Below are 22,446 nucleotides of genomic sequence, written 5' to 3'. Positions count from 1 at the left end.
CCCTATGTCTCGCGTCATCCTGCTCTGGAGCGGCGGCAAAGATGCCATGCAGGCCCTCTGTCATGCCCGTGAGCAGGGGCATCAGGTGGTGGCACTGGTCACCTTTGCCCCCCCTGCGCCCCGTTTTCTGGCTCATCCCTTGCCGCTGGTGCTCCGTCAGGCCGAGGCGCTGGGCCTGCCCCATCAGCTGGTTACCATAGAGGCGCCATTCGATCAGAGCTACGAAAGGGCACTGGCCAGCTTGCAGCAGGATTGGAAACTCGATGGGGTGGTCACCGGCGATATCGACAGCGTGGGGGGCGCCAGCAACTGGATCCGCGAACGCTGCCGCCCGCTGGGGCTTGAGGTACACACACCGCTCTGGCAGCAATCTCGCGAAGCGTTGCTGAGCGACATGCTTGAGCGCGGCATCGTCGCCCACCTCTCCTGCGTCGATACCCGCACGCTGGCACCCGACTGGGTCGGTCGAGTGCTGAACGCATCCGCCATCACGGAATTGAAAGCGCTGGCAGACAGGCAGGGGTTCGATCTGTGTGGGGAACAAGGGGAATACCACACCATGGTGACTGACGGCCCGGGCTTTGCCGCCCCTCTTGGGCTCGATGGCTGGCATCTGGCAGCGCAGGCACACCTGGCCTACCTGGCAAAAGAGGAGGAGTAGCCGAGCGGCGGTGAAGGCAGGCTCTTCTGCTGGCGGCAAGCAAGCGGGTTCAATCGTTGATCCGGTCGCGGTTTGGTCAAGGGCCATATGAACCAGCAACAGGAGGATACAGACATAGACGGCACCGTTTTTCCTTGCTCCTGGTCGCCAACCATGACGGAGCTTCACTTCGCCAGAACAAAACTCCAAAAAAACAATAAAAAATGGAAATTTAAACTAATAGCAAAGCTTTAGAATCCCTTTGCCAAGCATTCTGGCGAGGAACCTCAGGCTTTTTTGCTCTGGATCAACGTCAGGGGCCAGTGAACTGGCCAAGATGCCCATCGACATACAGCGACCATTTCGCGCCGGAGAGTGTTATGACAAACCAAGCCACTGCAGGCACCACAACCTGCGACTACAAGCTATGGGACATCCTCGTCGAGTCAGCAAAGGAACGCACTACCATTCGTTACTCCAAACTGGCCAGGCAGGCCGGGCTGGAGAATAGCCAGGATGAGCTGCGCACCCTGCTGCAACGCATCCGCATGTACTGCACTGAACACCAGTTGCCGATCCTCTCCACCATAGTGGTGGACGATGTGGGCAAATACACCGGCCTCTCCTCCGGCCTGCCGGACGCTCCCTGGGAGCGTGCCAGGGTGTTTGACTACCAATGGCCTGTTGCCCCCTGATCCAGACATTCATCACCATAACGCGCCAGCTGGCGCGTTTTGTACTTCTTCGGGCCCGCTTTCCTGAACCGCAGGCAAAAAAAACCCGCCTCAAAGGCGGGTACTAAGCAAGCAACGCTCTGGATGACCAGAGTAAAGAGTTCAGGCTGTCGAATCTTGCCACCCCCGGCACCACGCGAAAGAGGTAACAGGACAACATGGGTTTGTATAAATCGCTGATTTATCCAAGCTTCATGCTGACCATCGACGGGGAGTGAGACTAAAGTGAAGGCCCTGCTTAAGGAAATGATTTATTAGTATTCCATTATGCACAGAATGAATTTACGAGGCGTCGACCTCAACCTGCTGGTGGTGCTCAAGGCCCTGCTGGAGGAACGCAACACCACCAAGGCCGCCGAGCGACTCGCCATGAGCCAGCCTGCCGTCAGTCGGGCTCTTGCCCGCCTGCGGCTGCTCTATGACGATCCCCTGCTGATCCGCACCCCCCTGGGAATGGAGCCTACCGCAAGGGCACAGGCACTCTTGCTGCCACTGCGGGAAATACTGCACGACATAGAGCAGACCTTCAGCCAGCCCGAACAGCACGACCCGAGCCAGTTCGAGGGAGTACTGCGCATCGGTGCCCACACCTATGTGGAATATGTGATGATGCCAAGCCTGCTGGGGCGCCTGCAACAGCAAGCGCCCAACCTGCGCATCCACATGGTGCCCCTCAATGCCGATTACGAGGACCAGCTCGACGAAGGGGTTGTCAGCATGGTGATCAGCAAGCAGGACGAGGTACCCGGTCGCTTTCGCCGCATCCCGCTGTTTGAAGACAAGCTGATCTGTGCCGCCCACAGCAGCCACCCCTTTCAGGGTCAGGTGCTCTGCATAGAGTCTTTCGCCAAGGCCCAGCATCTGCTGGTCGCCCCCCGTGGCAGCGAAGGGGGCATAGTCGATGACCTGCTCGCAGCGCACGGCATGACCCGCCATACCCCCTTGATAGTGCAGAGTTTTCTGGCAGCGCCTTTCATACTGCCCTATGCCCCCCTGCTGCTGACCTCGCCAGCCAGGGTACTGCGTCCGCTGATGCCGCTGCTGGATCTGGTGGAGTACGAGACCCGCTTTACCCTGCCGACCTTCGAGGTCAGCCTCATCCGCCATCGCCGCGACGACAACCACGCCATGCTCAACTGGTTCGAGTCAGAATTACATCTCTGGTGCCAATCCCTCTGCGAGCTATGATCCCCTCCGGCGCCCCGTGCGCCGGGCTCTTTTCCCCTCGCCACTGCGTTTGACTCTGGCCCTTTGGCTGGCGACTCCCCTGGTAAAATCCCCCGAGTCGCAGCGCCAGCGTTGCCTTGAGATCGCCACAATGCCAGAATCGGGCCTTTCCTTGATTTCACGTTCAGATATCAAGGTTCAGCTTTCAGGGCCCACGCCCGCAGACAAGGACTCCCCATGGCCACCACCCTCTATGGCATCAAAAACTGCGACACCATCAAGAAAGCCCGCAAGTGGCTGGACGAGGCTGGCATCGACTACCGCTTTCACGACCACAGGGCCGATGGCCTGGATCCCGCCGCGCTGGATAGCTGGCTGGCAAAGCTTGGCTGGGAAGCTCTGCTCAACAGCCGTGGCACAACCTTCCGCGCCCTGCCGGACGAAGCAAAACAGGGGCTGGATACCGCAAAAGCCCGCACACTGCTGCTGGAACATCCCGCCATGATCAAGCGCCCGCTGCTGGATCGGGACGGCGAGCTGACCCTGGGTTTCAAGGCTGATCACTATCAATCCCTCTTCTCTCGTTAAACTTTTTAAGGAACGCTGATGTCGGACGTCATCGCACTGGCCAAGGATCTGATCCGCCGCCCCTCCGTTACCCCGCAAGATGAAGGGTGTCAGACCCTGATGAGCGAACGCCTGGCGCGTCTTGGCTTCGTCATCGAACCCATGGTGTTTGAAGACACCACCAACCTCTGGGCGCGCCGTGGCAGCGAAGGCCCCCTGCTCTGCTTCGCCGGCCACACCGACGTGGTACCGGCCGGGCCGCTGGAGAAGTGGCACACACCGCCGTTCGAACCGACCATCCAGGATGGCGTGCTCTACGGTCGCGGCGCTGCCGACATGAAGGGATCCCTCGCCGCCATGGTGGTGGCCGTCGAACGCTTCGTGGCCGAGCATCCGGATCACAAGGGGTCCATCGCCTTTCTCATCACCTCGGATGAAGAGGGCCCCTTCATCAATGGCACAGTGCGTGTCATCGACACCCTTGAAGCGCGCAACGAAAAGATCCGCTGGTGCATCGTCGGCGAGCCCTCCTCCACCCATGTGGTGGGGGACGTGGTAAAGAACGGTCGACGTGGCTCCATCACAGGGGACCTGCTGGTGCGTGGCGTGCAGGGGCATGTGGCCTATCCCCATCTGGCGGACAACCCCATCCACAAGGCGGCACCGGCATTGACTGAGCTCGCCGAGACGGTATGGGATGAAGGCAACGCCTACTTCCCCCCCACCAGCTTCCAGATTGCCAATATCCAGGCCGGCACCGGCGCCTCCAACGTCATTCCGGGGGAGTTGCAGGTTCAGTTCAACTTCCGCTTCAGCACACAACTGACCGACATGGATATTCGTGAACGCGTCCAGGCCCTGCTCGACAAGCACGGTCTGGACTACGAGCTGACATGGACCCTCTCCGGCCAGCCCTTCCTGACCGATACCGGCGCCCTGCTGGAAGCCACAGTGGCGGCGGTAGCGGCGGTCAACGGCCAGCAACCGGCCCTGCTCACCACGGGCGGCACCTCGGATGGGCGCTTTATCGCCCCCACAGGGGCCGAAGTGATCGAACTCGGGCCCGTCAATGCCACCATCCACAAGGTGAACGAGTGCGTGAAGGCCGAGGATCTGGATCTGCTGGCAGAGATGTACCAAGGGGTACTCGAGAGATTGCTGGCATGACCCAGGAACAACTGCTGGGGCTCGACGAGAGTCACCTTGTTCTGGTGGGACGCGGACCCCATCGCCTGACCGCTGCCACTGCAGCGGCCTTCAACGACATGCAGGTGGCCGCTGCCCATGAAGGGCACAACCTGCAGGCGGCCTCCAGCTGGCGCAGCTTCGAGCGTCAGCTCGCCATCTGGAATGGCAAGTGGCGCGGTGAGCGCCCCCTGCTGGATGCCGACAACCAGCCTATGGACACACTGCAACTGAGCGAGTGCGAACGGCTGCACGCCATACTGCGCTGGAGCGCCCTGCCCGGTACCAGTCGCCATCACTGGGGCACGGATCTGGACATCTATGATCCCGACTGCCTGCCTGCCGGTACCAAGCTGGCGCTGGAGCCCTGGGAGTATGAAGCCGGGGGCTGGTTTAGCGACCTCGGCGACTGGCTGACCAACCACATGAATGACTTCGGCTTCTTCCTGCCTTATGCCAGACCTGTGGGTAGCGGCAGCGGTGTCGCCTACGAACCCTGGCATATCAGCTTCGCGCTGGAATCCCGGGAGCAGCGGCTGGATCCGGATGCGCTGGCGCTTTGCCTGCAACAGGCGGATATTGAAGGCAAGTCAACCATATTGGCCCATCTTGACGAGATTTTGGCCCGTTATGTCACCACCTGTCCTGACGAAAGGAAAACCCCATGAATCTCTGGCTGTGGATTGGTTTGCCACTGCTCTTCCTGCTTGGCATGTTTCTCAATGCCATCAAGGACATGAAGCGGCTGGAGAAACAGCTGCCCAAATACAAGGACAAGATACGGGAAGTCAAGGATGACGAGGACGACTGATCGTCCTCTCAGCCCGCCAGGGGCGCCACTATGGCGCCCCTGCTGCTTTTCACGAGGGCAAAACTCCCCCTCCCCATCCTGATGATGGCTCAGTGATCCCGTTCACATAGAACAGGACTTCTTTCTCCCTTCCCTCCCGCCATCTTCAAGGTAAAAACCCAGTTCCGGGCAGCACTGAAAATGTAAAAAACTGCAAATAAATGCACAATTAAGCCACACCGCGCCCAACAAACTGCATATAATGTGCCTGTTTTGCATTTTGACAGAAGGAGTTCGCCATTGGATGCCGTCACCATCAACAGTTTCTTTTTAGTCGCGGCCTTGTTGGTGGGAGCCAGTGTCCTGTTGAGCGCGCTCTCCTCTCGCCTTGGCATCCCCATTTTGGTGATATTTCTCGCGGTCGGCATGCTGGCCGGGGAAGATGGGCCGGGGGGCATTCACTTCGCTGACTACTCGGTCGCCTATCTGGTGGGCAACCTGGCGCTCGCCATCATATTGCTCGACGGCGGCATGCGTACCCGGGTTTCTTCTTTTCGGGTCGCACTCTGGCCAGCGCTCTCGCTGGCAACCGTCGGCGTGGCCATCACCACAGGGCTGACCGGTCTGGCCGCCGCCTGGTTGTTCGACCTCAACCTGATGCAGGGCATGCTGATCGGCGCCATCGTCGGTTCTACCGATGCGGCAGCTGTCTTCTCCTTGCTCGGCGGGCGCAGCCTCAACGAGCGGGTCAGTGCCACCCTGGAGATAGAGTCCGGCAGCAACGACCCCATGGCGGTGTTTCTCACCGTCACCCTGATCGAAATTCTTGCCACCAACCAACAGGGGCTGGACTGGTTCTTCCTGCTGCTGCAACTGGGCAAGCAGTTTGGCCTCGGTGCCGGCATAGGTCTGGGCGGCGGCTGGCTGTTGTGGAAACTCATCAACAGCGCCAGGCTGGCTCCGGGCCTCTATCCCCTGCTGACCGTCAGTGGTGGCCTGCTCATCTTCGCCCTCACCACGGCCATCGGAGGCAGCGGCATCCTCGCCATCTATCTCACCGGCCTGCTGCTCGGCAACCTCTCCCTGCGCAGTCGCAGTACCACGCTGTCGGTACTCGATGGCCTGACCTGGCTCAGCCAGATCGGCATGTTCCTGGTGCTGGGGCTGCTGGCCTCCCCCCACAAGCTGCTGCCCATCGCCCTGCCGGCGCTGGCACTCGCCGCCTGGATGATACTGTTTGCCCGCCCCGTCTCTGTCTGGATTGGCCTCTTGCCGTTCAAGAACTTCGCCCCCCGCGAGCGCTGGTTCATCTCCTGGGTGGGGCTGCGCGGCGCCGTGCCCATCATACTGGCGGTCTTCCCCATGATGGCCGGGCTGCCCAACGCCCAGCTCTACTTCAATGTCGCCTTCTTCGTGGTGCTGGTCTCCCTCATACTGCAAGGCAGCTCGCTGCCGCTGGCATCAAAGCTGGCCAGGGTTGAGGTACCGGCACCGCCGTCACCCATCAACCGATCCGGGCTTGAGATAGATCTGGACAGCCAGTGGGAGACCTTCGTCTACCGCCTCAGCGCCGAGAAGTGGTGTATCGGCTCGCCCCTGCGGGATCTGCGCATGCCCAAGGGTACCCGCATCTGCGCCCTGTTCCGGGATCAGGAGCTGCTGCACCCCTCGGGCAGTACCTGCCTGCAATCCAATGACATCCTCTGCGTCATAGGACACGAGCGAGATCTGCCAGCTCTCGGCCAGCTGTTCAGTCAGGCTCCTGAGCAGGATCTGGGCCCGCGCTTCTTCGGTGATTTCCTGCTGGAGGCGGCCGCCAATATGGTGGACCTGGCTCCGCTCTACGGGCTGGATGTGAGCGAGGTGGCGGATCAGACACTTGGCGATTTTCTTGCCGACCAGTTGGGCGATAATCTGGTAGTCGGCGATCAGGTCGAATGGCAGGGCCTGATCTGGACAGTGGCCGAAATGGAAGAGGGCAAGCCCCGCAAGATAGGGGTGCGCTTTCAGGAAGAAGACCCGGTCTGACGCACATCGTCTGACCCGCCTTTGCGAGCAGGGAGTTCATTATGCCTTATCAAACCGAGTTGTCTGGCCTGCAACCCCCTTTTCCCAATCTGGGATTGATAGAGGGATTCTTTGGCAAGGGCTGGAGCTGGGAAGCCCGCGCCCGCTACGCTCAATGGCTGCCACGCCACGGCTACGGCTTCTACATCTATGCCCCGAAAGAAGATGGCTATCTGCGCAAGCACTGGGCCCTGCCCTGGCCTGAAGCCGAGCTCGAGGCTCTGCGCCAGCTGGCCCGCCAGTGCCGCGACAACGGCCTCGCCTTCGGGGTGGGCTTGAGCCCCATGGGTGCCCACCACGACTATGATCGCAAGCGCCCGGCCCTGTTGGAGAAGGTGCGCCTCATCGACGAAGCGCTGCAGCCTGACATACTGGCTGTGCTGTTCGACGACATGAAGGGGGATACCCCGGATCTGGCCCACCACCAGCTCACCATAGCCCACGACATTGCGGCCCACAGCAAGGCCGGCCGTCTCATCTTCTGCCCCAGCTACTACTCCACGGATCCCGTGCTGGAAAAGGTGTTCGGCGCCATGCCCCCCCGCTATCTGGAGGATATAGGCCAGCAACTCGACCGCCGTTTCGAGATTTTCTGGACAGGCCCCAGGGTCTGCTCCAGCGAATACCCGGCCTCCCACCTCAAACAGGTAACCGAGCTGCTTGGGCGCAAACCCTTTTTGTGGGACAACTACCCGGTCAATGATGGCAGCAAGGCCAGCAGCTTCCTGCACCTGCGCGCCTTCGAGAATCGTCCGGCAGAACTTGTGGATCTGGTCGCGGGCCACGCAGTCAACCCCATGAAGCAGGCGGCGCTATCTGTGCTGCCGCTCGCCACCCTGCCCATGAGCTACCGGCTCGGCAAGCAGTATGATGCTGACAAGGCGCTGCACGCCTCCCTCAATGCCACCTGCGGGCCGCAGATTTCGGCGATGATAGAGGCTGACCTGCCGCTGTTTCAGGACATGGGGCTGGCCCTGCTCACCCAGGAGCAGATCGCCCATCTCAAGCGCCGTTACCTGCCGTTTCAGGATCAGGTGTGTGTAAACGAAATCTTGCGCTGGCTGGCCGGTGAATATGTGTTTGATCCTGACTGCCTGACCGACTGAGACAAGCCACGCCAGATGCCACAGGAGGCTGCATGGACGCATCCCTGATCTACCAGAACCTGGCGGTGTTTGCCGCCTTCTTGCTGATCTACAGTCTGATCGCAGGTCGCTTCGAATCCAGATTGATCAATGGCCCCTTGCTGTTCCTGCTGATGGGCTGGCTGCTGGGACCTGGCGGGCTCGGTCTGCTGTCACTCTCGGTCAATAGCGAGGGGATCAAGCTGCTGGCAGAGCTCACCCTGGTCATAGTGCTGTTCAATGACGCTGCCAACACCAACTGGCAGATATTGGCTGCCAACCGCGCCCTCCCCATACGATTGCTGCTCATCGGCCTGCCACTCACCCTGCTGGGGGGCACCCTGTTCGGCCTCTGGCTCTACCCGGATCTGCCGCTGCTGGAGCTGGCCATCCTCTCCACCATTCTTGCCCCCACAGATGCGGCGCTCGGCAAGGCCGTGGTCAGCAATCCGGCCGTGCCTGCGCCCATCAGGGAGGGGCTCAATCAGGAGAGTGGCCTCAACGACGGTATCTGCGTGCCAGTGCTGCTGCTGCTGCTCGCCCTCATCGCCCCCACCGAACAGCACACAGGCACGGGCATGCTGGCCATGACCTTGCTGCTGGAAGAGATAGGCATAGGCCTGCTGGTGGCCCTGGTGCTCACCAGCCTCACCATACGGCTGCTGAAAACCTCCTACCTCAACGGCTGGCAACTGCCGCTCTGGCGCCAGCTCACCATGCCGGGGCTGGCCCTGCTCTGCTTTGCGCTTGCCCAGACCCTGGGGGGCAGCGGTTTTATCGCCGCCTTCGTCGGGGGGCTCTTGATGGGCCGCAGACTGGGGGAGCACAAACACGCTTACATGGATAGCTGCGAAGGGTATGGGGACCTGCTCTCCGTGGTGATCTGGATGGTGTTCGGCGCCACCCTGATGCCCATGCTGCCGATGCTGCTGCACTGGCAATACTGGCTCTATGCCGCCGCCAGCCTCACCCTGCTGCGCATGCTGCCGGTCTGGCTGAGCCTGCTGGGCACGGGCCAATCCTTTGAGCTCAAGCTCTTTATCGGCTGGTTCGGACCAAGGGGGCTCGCCAGCATTGTCTTTGCCGTCATGGTGTTGCAACACGAGCCCGCGCTGCTGGGACAAGAACCCATCATAGCCACTGTGCTCTGCACCATCATACTGAGCGTCATCTTGCACGGTATCAGTGCCAACCCCTGGGTCAGGCGCTTCAAGACGGCGTAAATACCCGACAGTGGCCAAAGGTATGGCAGAGGGGATAAACAACCTCATCGCCATTGCGGTATAAAACAATACCCCCAGTCAGGACCGGGGGTATTGTGGATAGACCAAGACATGTATGAGCGGCGAATTTCAAGGTGACATGGCAATCGAGGCTGACCTGGTCCCCTTGTGGCCGCCCTCATCATGACCGGATATTGCCCTCTGTTGCGCGGTAAACCAGAATACCCGGCTTGTTTTTCACATAGTCAATAAAAGGCGAATCCACTACCTTCATATTCGTCGAAACAGAAGAGGCATTGCGAAGTACGGGGCCATTTTCCCCCCGAATGAAAATACCGGTATGGGTCACATCCAGACCGGCAATATTGGTATAGATACCGATATAATCGCCATCTTCCAGCAAGCTCAGCATGTCTTCGTCCACGCGATCACCAGGAATATAAGTGATGTCGCGGTTCTTCACCGCCAGCCCCGGAATATAGTGACTGCCATCTTCTTTTTGATTCAATACTTTGGCGGCGGTCACCACATAGTTGCCGACCAGATGGGTCACATCCTTCACCTGATTGCCACCATGGACCCAATCAGAGAAAAAATGCTTTCTGGTCAGGTAGTTGACTTCACCATTTACATAACGAGTGTACATGACATTCTCGATGAAATTATGCACACTCGTTGAGTGTCGCAGTGACTCAACGTAATCCAGATAGGTGAAGCAATCCAGCTCACCAAAATCCACCACCAGTTTTTCCTGCCGGCCGCTCGATCCCACCAGCCGATTGGCAACATAAGGATTCTCGAGAAACAGTTGCGAGAAATCCTTTATTGACTGACCCGGTGCCACATTCTGATGTTGAGCAAACATCCTGGTGAGTTGCTGCTCCTTTATATTGTAAAAATCCAGGTTTTTCCCGTTGCCGGCCGCAACCCCGCCAGAAAAAGCGAGCAAAGCGGCGCCTATTACCTTCACCATTGAGTACCATCCTTGACCATAAAAACGAGCAGCAGGGGGTACCCCTGTCGCGAACAGAGTCGACAATATGCATCTAATGCCATTCGAGACTGATGAATTAAGGGGCGATTGAAAACAAAAAAATGTAAGTAAATGTACCCGACTCGCCAGATATTGGCCTGATACAGACTCACGCTGGCATGAATACCCGCTGGTGGAAAATAACCTCGATGGCTACCAAACAGAGAAGCCCCGATGGGGCCGGGGCTTCTCTGTTGGCGTTCGTTCCTGGTTTTCGTTGCTCGTCATGGTCTTGCTGTCACTGCCTGACGAGACACGTTACCTACCCCATCACATGACTGCGTTCACTGGCCGACAAGCACTCAGCCGAGCGCCAGCCAGACACCGACACCGAACATCAGGGAACCGGCGATCCGGTTCATCAGGGTCACGTTGCCGCTCTTGGCGAGGAAGTGGCGCAGGGTACGGCCACCGCCCGCGTAGAGCAGCAGACAGGAGAACTCGATCACCAGGATCAGGGCCACCAGGGCACTGATCTGGGGCGTCATCGGCTTGGCTGCGTTGATGAAAGGAGGCAGCAGGGAGACCATGAAGGCCCACCCCTTGGGGTTGGCGATGGCAGTGACAAAACCCTGCATGGCCAGACCAAGGGGGCGTGTCTCCTGTCCGGCCGACAGATCCGCCGGTATGGCCATCTTGCCTTTGGCCTGCCACATCTGAATGCCGAGCCAGATGAGATAGGCGCCACCCACGTATTTGAAGGCAGAGAAGAGCGCCGGATAGTTGAGCATGACGGCCGCCACCCCGATCACCGACAGCACAGAGACCAGCGCGACCCCGACCAGTTCACCCCACATCATGTGGAGGGTACGGCGCACCCCCAGACTCATGCCGAGGGTCATCGCCAGCGTCATGCACATGCCGGGGGTAACAGAGACAAAAAAGAACGTAGGCACAAACAGCGCCAGAATCGCGGGATCAATCCAGTCGGACACACTACACCTCCATGGTAACAAGCTTGAGATCTTGCCTATCACACTCTTTTAACACAAGAAAAAACCTTTTCGTTCAGCATGATTTCAGCAATAAAAACCCTGTGACAATAGTTGTCGCGCCTGTGTAATATGCCGCCTCACTCCTCTTTTGGGTTAGGACCTGCCATGTCGTTGAGTAACCTGTCCATCCGTCTTCAAGTGCTTGTTCCACTCCTGCTCGCCAGCCTCTTGATGGTCCTGATGGCCGGGATCAGCAAGCAGGAGATAGACAGCGCCATTGCGGACATGAACCAGACCACCACCAGCGTGACGCGCCACAAGGACGACATCGCTGCCCTGATCCACGCCACCTACCGGATGCGCACCAACGCCATCTATGGCCTGTACGATCCGGCGCGCTTCGCCCAGTTGCCAAACGATCTCAATGCGGCGGAACAGGAAATAGGGACCATCTTGTCCCGACTGGTGATCACAGGTGCCGAGCAGGACAACAGCCAGGTGGCCGCCGCCCTGCAGGCTTATCTCGGCCACACCCGCAACAACATGTTGCCGCTGCTGGCCCAGAAACATCAGGGAGGTGGCGATGCTGCCACCTACGAGCAGTCACGGCTGCGTTTTCGTGAGCTGGGGGAGCAGTTGATCAAGCAGATCGACACCATGTCAGCGCGCATCAACCAGCTGATCCAGACCGAAATTGCCGAGGAAGAGGCGCACTACGACGCCACCCTGTTGCGAACCCTGCTGATGATGAGTGCCACCCTGATAGCGGCGCTGCTCGGTGGCTGGTGGTTGTCCGGCCAGATAGTCCGCCCCATAGGCCAGTTGCAGGAGGTGATGCGCGCCGTCGCCCAGGGGCGCTTCAACGTGCGGGCCAACGCCGATGGCAGCAATGAACTGAGCCAGCTGGCCAAAGATATCAACCAGACACTGACCCAGCTTGGCAGCACAATCCATACCCTGACCGGTATCAGCGGCAACGTGGCCTCTGCCGCCACCGAGCTCGCCGCCGTCATGACCCAGTCCGAGACCAATGCCCAGCAGCAGCGCAGCGAGACAGAACAGGTAGCCTCCGCCGTGACCGAGCTGGCCAGCACGGCCGACAACGTCAACCACAACGCCGCCCTGGCAGATGGGCTGGCGCGGGATGCCAATAGCCGGGTCGAACAGGGGCTGGCTCTGTTTGCGGAGAGTATCGCTGCCAACAGCCGCATGGCGGGCAGCCTGGAGAGCGCCGCCGCCGTGGTGGCGCGCCTCAAGTCCCAGTCCGAGCAGATCGGCAAGGTGATCGAAGTGATCCAGAGCATCTCGGAGCAGACCAACCTGCTGGCCCTGAATGCCGCCATCGAGGCTGCTCGCGCCGGTGAAACCGGTCGCGGCTTCGCGGTCGTGGCCGACGAGGTACGCCTGCTGGCGGCCCGCACGCAGGACTCCACCAAGGAGATCCAGACCATCATAGAGCAGTTGCAGAGCCAGTCCCAATCCGCCAACAACGGCATGCAGGAGACCCTCACCATCCTTGAGCACAACCAGCAGCTCTCCGGCGAGGTGCAGGCGCTGCTCGGTGGCATCACGGAGGCGGTCAACCAGATCAATGGGGCCAATGCCCAGGTGGCCACCGCCGCCGAAGAGCAGTCGTGCGTCACCGCCGACATCAACCGCAACATCACCAATATTTACGAAATAGTGAACCAGAGTGTGGCCGGCATCAGCCAGAGTGCCGCCGCCAGTCACGAACTGTCACAGCTCGCCGAGCAACAGCGCAAACAGCTGGCCCAGTTCCAGTTGTGACATCCGCTTGCGCGATCGACACAAAGGCCCCGCAAGCGGGGCCTTTGTGTTAATGAATGGACACATTTGTTATTGTTTTAAACGGCTTTTTTATAATGTGGCTTCATTGGGGGCTGGGCTGTCGCACCAAATGTGAGTATGGTAGAGGCACGTCACTTCCCCTCACATGAGATCACCATGAAGCTGCATTTCAAGAAACCGGCCTTCATCGGCCTGGGCCTCATCGCCCTCGTCTCCGCCATCTGGCTCGACTACTACCTGCCGGAGCACACCATCGCCACCATCACAGGGGTGGAAGTGAAGCGCACCGACAAGGATGGCCCCATCAGCCAGAAAAACCCGGCAGACGGCCCCACCACGGATGTCTACTACATCTATACCGAACGCCCGGGCGAACAGATCCGGGTATTTCGCAATGAAGATACCGGCTGGGGCTGGCCTTTCTACTTCAAGTTCAACGCGGCCGATGTGCAGGCAAAAGCCAAGTCCATGGAGTTCGAGAAGCGTCTGGCCATCATTACCTCCTACGGCTGGCGCGTGAACATGTTCACCATGTTCCCCAACGTCACCAAGATTGAGAGTACGGGTCCTGAGGCCTCCACCTGGAGTTTCTTCCGCTGGTTCTGGTTCGGTATCTGGGCACTGGTGATGGGCAAAGCCGCCATCGCGACCTGGCGCTACTTCGACCGGCTCGAGGACGAGATATGACAGAGCCGAGCAAGACTCGCACCAGTTTCTACCGACGGCTTTACGTTGCCTGGCTGATAAGCAGCGGCACGGACACAATCCCGGCCATCATGGCGGCTACCGGCATGCCGCGGCGCACCGCCCAGGACACGCTGGCGGCACTGGCTGATCTCGATATCAGCTGCGGCTTCGAGCAGACGGAAGGGGCGCGCCACCTGCAGGGGCACTATCGCATCAGCGACTGGGGTCCCATCAATCCGGCCTGGATCAAGGCACAGTTGCCTGCCATCAAGCAAACGCTGGGTTATCCATAAACTGACGGGGCACTATCGCACCGGTGACGGGGGGATCTATCCAATCCAGCCTGGATCAAGGCCCAGCTGCCTGCCATCAAGCAAACGCTGGGTTATCCATAACGACTGACGGGGCACTATCGCACCGGTGACGATCAACAGAGGCCAGCCGCAAGACTGGCCTCTTTTTATATTGCCCGGGCAGACACAGGTCTCGGCACGCGGAAACGACTTACTCCGGGAAGGGCTCTTCCGGCAGCGGTTCCTGGGTCTCAGCCTGGGTGCAGTCGATGATGGAGCGCTTGGGGTTGTTGGGGTCGCGCAGCAACAAGGGGGCCAATCCCTCATTGTGCTTCTGCTCGTCGGCAAACTCGCTGCCATAGGCATTGTGGGTCAGCCTGCGTGCATTGGCGATGGGGGTGTCCACAAACAGGGCGTGCACTTCGAAAGTGGACGAGGGGATGAGAAAGCCACTGATGGGCAGACCATGCAACTCTTCATGGGTCTTGTACCAGGCAAACCCGTCCGTCACCTTGTAGGGGGTGAAGTGCTTGAGCTGAGGGTGGGCCGGCTCGCCGGTCTCGCTGTCGAGGTAGAGATGGTCGAGATCGCAGGTCGCCAGCCCCTGCCACATGGATTCGAACGGCGTGGAGCAGGCCGTCAATTGCAACCCAGCCAGCAGTGCCAGCGACGCTTTGTACATTTCCCGTCCCTTCTCTCAATAGTGCAATGGCCGTCAGCCAAAAAACCGCAGTCGCTCGACCAGCAAGTCGATAAAACCCGGGCGATCCAGTCCCAGCAGCACCAGCGCATTGGCCGGTTTGCCGGTCAGGCCATAGCGATCCACCACCGTCATCCCCACGGTATGCTCACCTCTGGTTTCGATATCAACCCGGCACTCGACCCCGTGGAACAGCTCGGGGGCCAGCAACCAGGCAATGGTACAGGGGTCGTGCAGCGGCGCGCCAGCAAATCCCCACTTGGGATCTCTGTGGTAGATCATGAAGAAGTCGAGCAGCCCGGCCACGCACTGGGCCACCGGATTGGCGATGGCGCGCACCCGCGCTATATCCTCGTCCATCACCTGCGCCTCGTGGGTCACATCGAGGCCACACATTGTGATGGGAATACCTGACTTGAACACCATATCGGCGGCTTCCGGGTCCACATAAATGTTGAATTCCGCCGCCGGGGTCCAGTTGCCCGCACCCGCGGCGCCGCCCATCAGTACGATACGGGCGATGTTTGGCTTGAGTTCGGGGTACGCCGCCAGCAGCAGGGCGATATTGGTGAGCGGGCCGGTCGGCACCAGGGTGACCGGCTCCGGACTCTCGCGCAGAGATTTGGCCATCAATTCGAGGCCCGTCATGGCCTGGGGTGCAAAGGCGGGATCCGGCAATGTGGGGCCATCGAGGCCTGACTCGCCGTGGACGTTGTCGGCTATGATGAGCTCGCGCATCAGCGGTTTGGGCGCCCCCGCCGCCACCGGGATGTCGTCACGCCCCAGCAGAGTGAGAATGCGCAGGGCATTGTTGAGGGTCTTCTCCTGTGTCTGATTGCCAGCACTGGTGGTGACCGCCAGTACCTTGAGTTCGGGGCTCGCCAGCGCCAGTATGAGGGCGATGGCATCATCGTGGCCGGGATCACAAGAATAACGGGCAACGCCATGGACAGACTCCTTACAACATGACAGGGAGCCATACCTTAACAAGCAAGCCCCAGATGAACTCGGGAAGGGGTCACAAAACGGGGTCCTTCTCGCGTTTTAAACCATTGCGTTATCAAGCTGTTGAACGAATGCCCCCCTCGCATCGCACGGTGCAAGCAGCCGATTCGCCCCGCGCAGCCGGTTCGAGTATGATCGCCCCCCGTTTCCAGCCCGTGTGCCCTATGTCCGTCATCGTCGATACCTTCATCGCCCCGCCCTGCGAGGCTGCCATCGAAATCCTGTTTGAAGATGAGCACCTGCTGCTGATCAACAAGCCGAGCGGCCTGCTCAGTCTGTCGGGCAAGAACCCGCAGAACCTTGACTCGGTCCACTACCGGCTGGTGCAAGATTATCCCGGCTGCACCCTGGTGCACCGCCTCGACTTTGGCACCTCAGGTCTCATGGTGGTGGCCAGAAACAAGGCCATCAACGCCCTGCTCTGCCAGCAATTCAGCCAGCGGGCGGTGAGCAAGGCCTACAGTGCCCTGCTGTGCGGTCATCTGGCCGACGATGAGGGGGTGATCGATGCCCCCATCGCCAAGGATCCCGCTCTCTTCCCGCTGATGAAGATCTGCGCTGCCAGCGGCAAACCTGCTCGCTCCCGCTATGAGATCATTAAGCGGCTGGAACCACAGATGCAAAGTCAGACCGTGCCATTGACACGCGTGCGGCTGGTGCCGGAGACGGGGCGCACCCATCAACTGCGCATCCACTGCCAGCTGCTGGGTCACCCCATCCTCGGCTGCGATCTCTACGGCGGTCTTGTACTGCCAGGTACTGAGCTGACGCCACGGCTGATGCTGCATGCCAGCGAGCTGGATTTTACTCATCCGGTGAGCGGCGAGCCGATGGCGGTCAGATGTGCCAGCCCCTTCTAGCCAGACGCGGCATCAAGACGGGGTGTGAGAACAGGCGAAGGCAACAAGAGAGGGAACAGAGGAACGACAGGGGCAAACGGCAGATAAAAGATAGGGGCCGCGCTTTCGCAACGGCCCCCACCCCCCACTCGGTGTGGCTATCAGATCAGCTTGCGGGCGGCGCCCAGCACGATCTTGATGGCATCAGATTCGGTTCTCGCCATGGTTTCGGCGTTCGGGATTTCCTGCTGGGTACGGTTGACGATAACACCAGCCACCATACCGGCACGCAGGCCCTGGCTGGTGCACATGGTCAGCAGGGTGGCAGATTCCATCTCATAGTTCAGCACGCCCATGGCTTGCCACTCTTTCATGGAACCCTGGAAACGGCTCACTACGCGGCCGGATACGGTGTCGTAACGCTCCTGACCCGGGTAGAAGGTATCAGAAGAAGCAGTCACACCGATGTGCAGCTTGGAGCCCATCTCTTTGGCAGTGTTGACCAGTGCCGTGGTGCAGTCGAAGTCGGCAACAGCCGGGAACTCCATCGGTGCAAAGTGCAGGCTGGCACCGTCAAGGCGCACTGAACCGGTAGTCACGATCACGTCGCCCACGTTCAGGTGCGGCTGGATGGCGCCTGTGGTGCCGATACGCAGGAAGGTATTGATACCCAGCTGGGCCAGCTCTTCTACTGCGATGGAGGTGGACGGGCCACCGATACCGGTAGAGCAGATGATCACGCCCTTGCCGTCCATCTCGCCGCGCCAGGTAGTGAACTCACGATGGCTGGCCAGGTGCACCGGGTTATCCAACAGCTCTGCGATGCGCTTGACGCGCTCGGGGTCACCGGGGACGATCGCCAGGGTGGCGCCTTGCAGATCAGCTTTCTTCAAACCCAAGTGAAAAACATCAGACATAGTGGACTCCTGGTTGCTCCCGGCCGACATGGTCAGGGCGCAAGTTAAGATGATTCTTGATGGTACTTTCAAACCTTCACTCCCCTCTCTGGGGAGGCGCCAACTATGGTCGAAAGCGCTTTCCAATTCCTTGAAGCACCTCACACTTCCACGCATTGAAAGTGACAAATTCAGCGCAAAACGTTTGCTAACTTGATGAATTTCTTGAAAAACGTTTTTCTGCCAAGAAAGGGGTAATCGGCCTTGTCAATCCCTGTCTCGCCCCGGTTTATCGGTACGTGATCGAGTCCATAAAGTTGCAAACAGGATACCATTGACCCCTTCTCATCCCCACTGACGATGCTATTTTGACGTCCGCATACCACTTAATGGCTAATCATACGGAGTCCATCATGGCGACATTCAAGTTCTATATTCCCGCAATCAACCTGATGGGAGCGGGCTGTCTGCAAGAAGCGGCAGCCGATATCAAGGGTTATGGCTATCGCAAGGCGCTCATCGTCACCGACAAGATCCTCAACCAGATAGGCGTGGTCGCCAAGCTCACCGCCCTGCTGGCAGAACATGGTATTGAAAGCCTGGTTTTCGATGAAACCAAGCCGAACCCCACCATGACCAACGTCGAATCGGGTCTAAGGATGATCAAAGCCAACGGCTGCGACTGCGTCATCTCGCTGGGGGGCGGCTCGCCCCATGACTGTGCCAAGGGCATCGCCCTGGTGGCCGCCAACGGTGGCAGCATCCAGGACTACGAAGGGGTGGATCGCTCCGCCAAACCGCAGCTGCCGCTCATCGCCATCAACACCACAGCCGGCACAGCCTCCGAGATGACCCGCTTTTGCATCATCACCGACGAAGCACGCCAGGTGAAAATGGCCATCATCGACAAGCACGTCACCCCGCTGATGTCGGTCAACGATCCCGAGCTGATGCTGGCCAAACCGGCCGGCCTCACCGCCGCCACCGGCATGGATGCGCTGACCCACGCCATCGAGGCCTATGTCTCCACCATCGCCACCCCTGTGACCGATGCCAGCGCCATCATGGCGATCCAGCTCATCGCCAAACACCTGCGCACCGCGGTCAATCAGGGTGATGACCTGCACGCCCGCGAGCAGATGGCCTATGCCCAGTTCCTGGCCGGCATGGCCTTCAACAACGCAAGCCTGGGTTATGTGCACGCCATGGCGCACCAGCTGGGGGGCTTTTATGACCTGCCCCACGGGGTCTGCAACGCCGTGCTGCTGCCCCACGTTCAGGCATACAACGCCCAGGTAAGCGCCGCTCGCCTTAAAGATGTGGCCCGCTACATGGGCGTTGACGTGAGCACCATGAACGACGAACAGGGTGCAGCTGCCGCCATTGCCGCCATCAAGCAGCTGGCGCTGGACGTGAAGATCCCGGCCGGTCTGGAGCAGCTCGGCGTCAAGGCCGATGATTTCGACGTGCTGGCCAGCAACGCCCTGAAAGATGCCTGCGGCTTCACCAACCCGAAACAGGCGAGCCACGAAGAGATAGTCGCCATCTTCCGCGCAGCCATGTAAACCGCATTGCCAATGGATAGGAAAAGGGGCCTGATTTGGCCCCTTTTTTCGCACTATTTCGTCAGCACCACATCGTTGATGGCGCTGGCCAATCGGGTCAGCACGGTGCGAATGTTGCCGCTGGTCGCCTTGTAGGCCTGCGAACGGTCGCTGGCACACTGCGCCACGAAGCGGGCATCCCCCTCGAATGCCACCGTATAAACCTGGATCCCCTTGCGTTTCATCTCCCGGCACAGCAGCAGTTGCTTGCGATCACGCAGCGCCGCCTCGGGCCCCATGTGTTCGCCGTCCGAGAACAGCACCATGATTTTGCGGTTGTCCGCTTGTCCGTAAGGGCGCGGCAGTTCGGCTGCCCCCTGGCCCCAGCGCCCCTGCCACTGGGGTGACAGCAGGCGCCAGCCCCACATCACGCCCTCAGCCGTATTGGTGTTGAAGGCGGCGTAGAGGGTATCGAGCGCCTGGCGGTACTCGGCCCGGGTCGACAGATGCGCCTGAATGGGGCTCACCCCACAGTCGGCATCATCGAAGATGCCGAGCTTGTCACGCCGGTTCTCCAGGTAACGTTCCAGGGGGTTCTCCCTCGGGGCGAATGCCCGCAGGGGAGTGCCATCTTCATACTGCTTGATGGCTGGCGGCTTGGTGCTGTAGTGCAACCTGGGTTGCGTCTCGCCAACGGGAGCCTGCTCCAGCTTGCGGATCCAGCCCGGGGTGAGTTCCGCCAGCCGGTCTATGCCGTCCACATGCTCAGGCAGGCGGGCACAGAAGGCCTTGCGCTGGCGTCCCGGCACTTCTCGAGTCAGCAAATTGCTCCAGCCTCGCTCATGGGCCAGCGTCTGCAACCCGAAGGGAAATGCCAGGCTCTCTGGATGAAACAGTTCAGGATGATCCCCGATATTGACCAGTCCGGTGGCGGGGATGATGCTGACGACCCTGTCCTGATTGCGCCGCTCGCGGCCAAACAGCACCTCGCCAAACTCTGTCAGCCCCTGCTTGATCGCTTTCATCGGCGCCCCGGACATGGAGTTGGACACATCCAGCACCAGGGCAATCTCAATACGGGTACGGGCACTGCTGGCACGGGCCGCCGCCGCCACCGGCATGTCGCCCCCTTCGCCAATGGCCGAGAGATCCATCAGTGCGGGCACATGCCCCTGCAGAATAACCCGGGATCCCTGTTCGCTCTGGCTCAAGCCGGGGGGGCCCACCTGCAAGGGGCGGCCCGCCAGATTGGCCTGCACCAGAGCAACAGCATCCTCAGCGGCAGTGTCACTGTCGGCGGCAGAGTAAAGCACCGAATCGGCGGCGGCGCTGAGCAGGCTCTGGCCGCTGTAGCCACGTACCAGTTCGATGACAACGCCGGTCAGCGCCAGCACGCCTGTCAACATAAGGGCAAAGGCGGGAGAGAGCCCGCCCCCCTGGCGCAAGGGCAGTCCCATTCAATGGATCTCCTGAATAAAGTGGGTGACCAGGGTGCGGCCCGCCCAGAACCGGCTGAACATGCCGCCCTCCCCCTGCCCGAGGCGATAGCAGAGGGTCACCCGCATCAAGGTGCCTACCCGCAATTGCGGCCAATTGCCCTGGCCAGCGCAGCCAGTGCCCTGCAGCAGGGGCACCAGTTCGCCATTGGCGCTGTTGTACTGTTCTATGGTCAGGGCGGCCTGCCCCTCCTGCAGAGCGGACAACTGGCCCTGCACGAAGCGCTGATAGAAGGCCAGCTGCGACACGGCGGCGGCGTTTTGCCCCGTCCCCTGCTGGGTCACTATCTGGGTCACGTTGTAGGCAACATTGTGCAGGCGCTGCTCGAGGCGCAGCAGTTGCAGTGCCTCGCTGCCAAAACTGAGCAGGGCCAGCAAGACGGGAATGAACATCATCGCCTCTATGCTGATGCTGCCCCCCATGGCGCCAGGGCCCGTCACCGGGCGCCGGTGGCAACAGGAGCAGCGACTCATCCTGCCCCTCCGGCCGGTAGCCGGTCGGTGAGCAACAAGAGGGTGCTCTGATAGTTGAGCTCGCGATCGTCAATCAGCCAGCTCGGGGTGAGCTGTAGACGGGGGCGGACCCTGGCCGTCACCTCCAGCACGGGATCCGCAGGCAGGCGGATCTCGCTGGCAGGATCCGGGCTCCCCTCCTCCTGGCCCAGCATGACCTCCAGCGACACATGGGGGATGACGCTCACCGTCACGCCGTCCAGCTCCCCTCGCCCCCGTTGTTGCAAGCGAAGGCGGATCCCGTCAGCCGACGGGATCCGCCCTGCCGCAGATTCGGCCTGCAGCTCACGGAGCACGGATCGCAAGCCATGCTCCAGGGTGCTGTATTGCAGATGCACCCGCAGCACATCCACCACCAGCAACAGCAGTGCCAGCAGCAGCGGCAATATGATCACCAGCTCTATGCTGGCCACACCTAACTCGCGTCTCACGCCCCCGTCCCCCGCCCCAGTTGCGCCTTGAGCAGCCTGATGTCGTGCTCCAGCTGGCTGGCGCTGAGAAAGCGCGACAGTATGAGGCGAGCCTGGGGTTCATTGCCCTCCGCCAGCAGCAGCAGGACATAATTCATCTCCACCCTGGGGGGCAGGTTCTGGTAGTGCAGCAGCGGCTCAAATGCCTGACGGGCAGCCACCTTGTTGTCCTCCATCAGCCAGCCCAGCGCCAGGTTGGCGCGATAATCCGGTTCGTCGGGGGCCGCCGCCACCGCCACTTCAAACTGCTGGCGTCCCTTGCCAAATGCCCCCTGCTGCAAGCTGGCCACCCCCAGGCCATTGCTGAGTCGCGCGCGCTCGTCCCGGTTCAGTCCGGCCAGTGCCAGTCCCTGCTGATAGGCCAGTGCAGCCTCGGCGCTCAGGCCATCATCCAGCAGAAACTTGCCAAGATAGTGAGCGGCCTGAGCCCCCGGCTTGCCCTCCTTGTCCAGCAACTGCTGCAAGCCATCACGCGCCGCCTGCTTCTTGTCTTGCTGATAACGGGTACGGGCCAGCATCAGCTGCGCCTCCTCCAGGGTGGCATCGTCAGCCAGCAAGGCCTGATAGAGCCGCTCTGCCTTGTCATACTGGGCAGAATCGAACGCCGCCTTGGCCACCGCCATACCATTGCTCTGGCTTTGTTGGCGGGTATTGCCGTGGTTGCTGCACGCTGCCAGCCCGAGCAGGGCCAGCAGCAACACACAATGAAGTCGTGATCGCATTTCAAAT

Annotated in this window: 24 protein-coding genes; 15 read left to right on the top strand and 9 right to left on the bottom strand. The window is 60.3% G+C overall.

From position 1 onward, the window contains the following. Window positions 1–4: 4 nt before the first annotated feature. From OKC28_RS16245 to OKC28_RS16200, 10 genes are all read left to right on the top strand, one after another. Window positions 5–661, top strand: coding sequence for an adenine nucleotide alpha hydrolase (locus tag OKC28_RS16245; protein WP_256688031.1), 657 nt, complete (start codon window positions 5–7; stop codon window positions 659–661). A gap of 359 nt (window positions 662–1,020) precedes the next feature. Then, window positions 1,021–1,335 (top strand): hypothetical protein, encoded by a 315-nt coding sequence (locus tag OKC28_RS16240; protein WP_005312982.1) that lies wholly within the window; start codon window positions 1,021–1,023, stop codon window positions 1,333–1,335. 315 nt (window positions 1,336–1,650) lie between these two features. After that, window positions 1,651–2,562 carry a LysR family transcriptional regulator gene (locus tag OKC28_RS16235; protein ID WP_011898932.1) on the top strand — a complete coding sequence of 304 codons (912 nt, stop codon included), beginning with the start codon at window positions 1,651–1,653 and terminating at the stop codon, window positions 2,560–2,562. A gap of 216 nt (window positions 2,563–2,778) precedes the next feature. Then, a complete protein-coding gene (locus OKC28_RS16230) occupies window positions 2,779–3,129 on the top strand; it encodes an ArsC family reductase (RefSeq protein WP_256688030.1) in 351 nt (116 codons plus the stop codon). An 18-nt stretch (window positions 3,130–3,147) separates the two neighbouring features. Next, window positions 3,148–4,275: a succinyl-diaminopimelate desuccinylase gene (gene dapE, locus OKC28_RS16225; protein ID WP_256688029.1), complete on the top strand. Its 1,128-nt coding sequence runs from the start codon at window positions 3,148–3,150 to the stop codon at window positions 4,273–4,275. Further along, entirely contained in the window at window positions 4,272–4,961 is a 690-nt protein-coding gene (locus OKC28_RS16220; RefSeq protein ID WP_256688028.1) for a M15 family metallopeptidase, read from the top strand. Before dapE ends, OKC28_RS16220 begins: the two co-directional genes overlap by 4 nt. Continuing rightward, a complete protein-coding gene (locus tag OKC28_RS16215) occupies window positions 4,958–5,104 on the top strand; it encodes a hypothetical protein (protein ID WP_017411705.1) in 147 nt (48 codons plus the stop codon). The genes OKC28_RS16220 and OKC28_RS16215 overlap by 4 nt, the downstream gene beginning before the upstream one ends. A gap of 279 nt (window positions 5,105–5,383) precedes the next feature. Continuing rightward, window positions 5,384–7,111, top strand: coding sequence for a potassium/proton antiporter (locus OKC28_RS16210; protein WP_005312960.1), 1,728 nt, complete (start codon window positions 5,384–5,386; stop codon window positions 7,109–7,111). Window positions 7,112–7,152: 41 nt separating this feature from the next. Continuing rightward, window positions 7,153–8,256 carry a beta-N-acetylglucosaminidase domain-containing protein gene (locus tag OKC28_RS16205; RefSeq protein ID WP_256688027.1) on the top strand — a complete coding sequence of 368 codons (1,104 nt, stop codon included), beginning with the start codon at window positions 7,153–7,155 and terminating at the stop codon, window positions 8,254–8,256. A 32-nt stretch (window positions 8,257–8,288) separates the two neighbouring features. After that, window positions 8,289–9,497, top strand: coding sequence for a cation:proton antiporter (locus tag OKC28_RS16200; protein WP_256688026.1), 1,209 nt, complete (start codon window positions 8,289–8,291; stop codon window positions 9,495–9,497). A gap of 181 nt (window positions 9,498–9,678) precedes the next feature. Here OKC28_RS16200 and OKC28_RS16195 read toward each other — a convergent pair whose 3' ends face one another. Both OKC28_RS16195 and OKC28_RS16190 read right to left on the bottom strand, forming a co-directional pair. Continuing rightward, window positions 9,679–10,470, bottom strand: a complete 792-nt coding sequence (locus OKC28_RS16195; RefSeq protein WP_256688025.1) for a DUF1460 domain-containing protein — start codon at window positions 10,468–10,470, stop codon at window positions 9,679–9,681. Between the two features lie 362 nt (window positions 10,471–10,832). Next, a complete protein-coding gene (locus tag OKC28_RS16190) occupies window positions 10,833–11,465 on the bottom strand; it encodes a LysE family translocator (protein WP_021137956.1) in 633 nt (210 codons plus the stop codon). 165 nt (window positions 11,466–11,630) lie between these two features. On the opposite strand from OKC28_RS16190, the gene OKC28_RS16185 reads away from it, so the two are divergent. The 3 genes from OKC28_RS16185 to OKC28_RS16175 all read left to right on the top strand — a co-directional run bounded on the left by OKC28_RS16185 (window position 11,631) and on the right by OKC28_RS16175 (window position 14,254). Next, entirely contained in the window at window positions 11,631–13,253 is a 1,623-nt protein-coding gene (locus OKC28_RS16185; protein WP_256688024.1) for a methyl-accepting chemotaxis protein, read from the top strand. Between the two features lie 177 nt (window positions 13,254–13,430). Continuing rightward, window positions 13,431–13,961: a DUF1523 family protein gene (locus OKC28_RS16180; protein ID WP_005312938.1), complete on the top strand. Its 531-nt coding sequence runs from the start codon at window positions 13,431–13,433 to the stop codon at window positions 13,959–13,961. After that, window positions 13,958–14,254 (top strand): winged helix-turn-helix domain-containing protein, encoded by a 297-nt coding sequence (locus OKC28_RS16175; RefSeq protein WP_005312935.1) that lies wholly within the window; start codon window positions 13,958–13,960, stop codon window positions 14,252–14,254. Before OKC28_RS16180 ends, OKC28_RS16175 begins: the two co-directional genes overlap by 4 nt. 211 nt (window positions 14,255–14,465) lie before the next feature. Here the strand turns inward: OKC28_RS16175 and OKC28_RS16170 are convergent, their stop codons facing one another. Together OKC28_RS16170 and rihA are read right to left on the bottom strand one after the other, a co-directional pair. Continuing rightward, entirely contained in the window at window positions 14,466–14,936 is a 471-nt protein-coding gene (locus OKC28_RS16170; protein ID WP_021137959.1) for a hypothetical protein, read from the bottom strand. 33 nt (window positions 14,937–14,969) lie between these two features. Continuing rightward, window positions 14,970–15,926 carry a pyrimidine-specific ribonucleoside hydrolase RihA gene (rihA, locus tag OKC28_RS16165; RefSeq protein WP_442865763.1) on the bottom strand — a complete coding sequence of 319 codons (957 nt, stop codon included), beginning with the start codon at window positions 15,924–15,926 and terminating at the stop codon, window positions 14,970–14,972. A 164-nt stretch (window positions 15,927–16,090) separates the two neighbouring features. Here rihA and OKC28_RS16160 point away from each other — a divergent pair, with 164 nt between their 5' ends. Beyond that, the gene (locus OKC28_RS16160; RefSeq protein WP_212539148.1) at window positions 16,091–16,819 is read left to right on the top strand and encodes an RluA family pseudouridine synthase; all 729 of its coding nucleotides are present in this window, start codon (window positions 16,091–16,093) and stop codon (window positions 16,817–16,819) included. A gap of 140 nt (window positions 16,820–16,959) precedes the next feature. Here the strand turns inward: OKC28_RS16160 and udp are convergent, their stop codons facing one another. Then, complete coding sequence (gene udp, locus OKC28_RS16155) at window positions 16,960–17,715, bottom strand: uridine phosphorylase (protein WP_059112604.1); 756 nt, start codon at window positions 17,713–17,715, stop codon at window positions 16,960–16,962. Between the two features lie 392 nt (window positions 17,716–18,107). Here udp and yiaY point away from each other — a divergent pair, with 392 nt between their 5' ends. Further along, complete coding sequence (gene yiaY / locus OKC28_RS16150; RefSeq protein WP_270690327.1) at window positions 18,108–19,259, top strand: L-threonine dehydrogenase; 1,152 nt, start codon at window positions 18,108–18,110, stop codon at window positions 19,257–19,259. Window positions 19,260–19,312: 53 nt separating this feature from the next. Here the strand turns inward: yiaY and OKC28_RS16145 are convergent, their stop codons facing one another. From OKC28_RS16145 to OKC28_RS16130, 4 genes are read right to left on the bottom strand one after another with little or no spacing between them, the layout of a single operon-like run. After that, a complete protein-coding gene (locus tag OKC28_RS16145) occupies window positions 19,313–20,695 on the bottom strand; it encodes a vWA domain-containing protein (protein ID WP_212539146.1) in 1,383 nt (460 codons plus the stop codon). Then, window positions 20,696–21,208, bottom strand: a complete 513-nt coding sequence (locus OKC28_RS16140; protein ID WP_059167632.1) for a hypothetical protein — start codon at window positions 21,206–21,208, stop codon at window positions 20,696–20,698. Next, entirely contained in the window at window positions 21,205–21,678 is a 474-nt protein-coding gene (locus OKC28_RS16135; RefSeq protein WP_212539144.1) for a TadE/TadG family type IV pilus assembly protein, read from the bottom strand. Before OKC28_RS16135 ends, OKC28_RS16140 begins: the two co-directional genes overlap by 4 nt. Then, complete coding sequence (locus tag OKC28_RS16130; protein ID WP_270690323.1) at window positions 21,675–22,439, bottom strand: tetratricopeptide repeat protein; 765 nt, start codon at window positions 22,437–22,439, stop codon at window positions 21,675–21,677. Before OKC28_RS16130 ends, OKC28_RS16135 begins: the two co-directional genes overlap by 4 nt. Window positions 22,440–22,446: the final 7 nt, after the last annotated feature.

This window comes from Aeromonas sp. D3 (assembly GCF_027705025.1).
In the GTDB taxonomy this organism is placed as follows: domain Bacteria; phylum Pseudomonadota; class Gammaproteobacteria; order Enterobacterales; family Aeromonadaceae; genus Aeromonas; species Aeromonas salmonicida.
The sequence above is the reverse complement of the archived record's forward strand: the minus strand, read 5'-3'. Positions and strand labels throughout refer to the sequence as shown.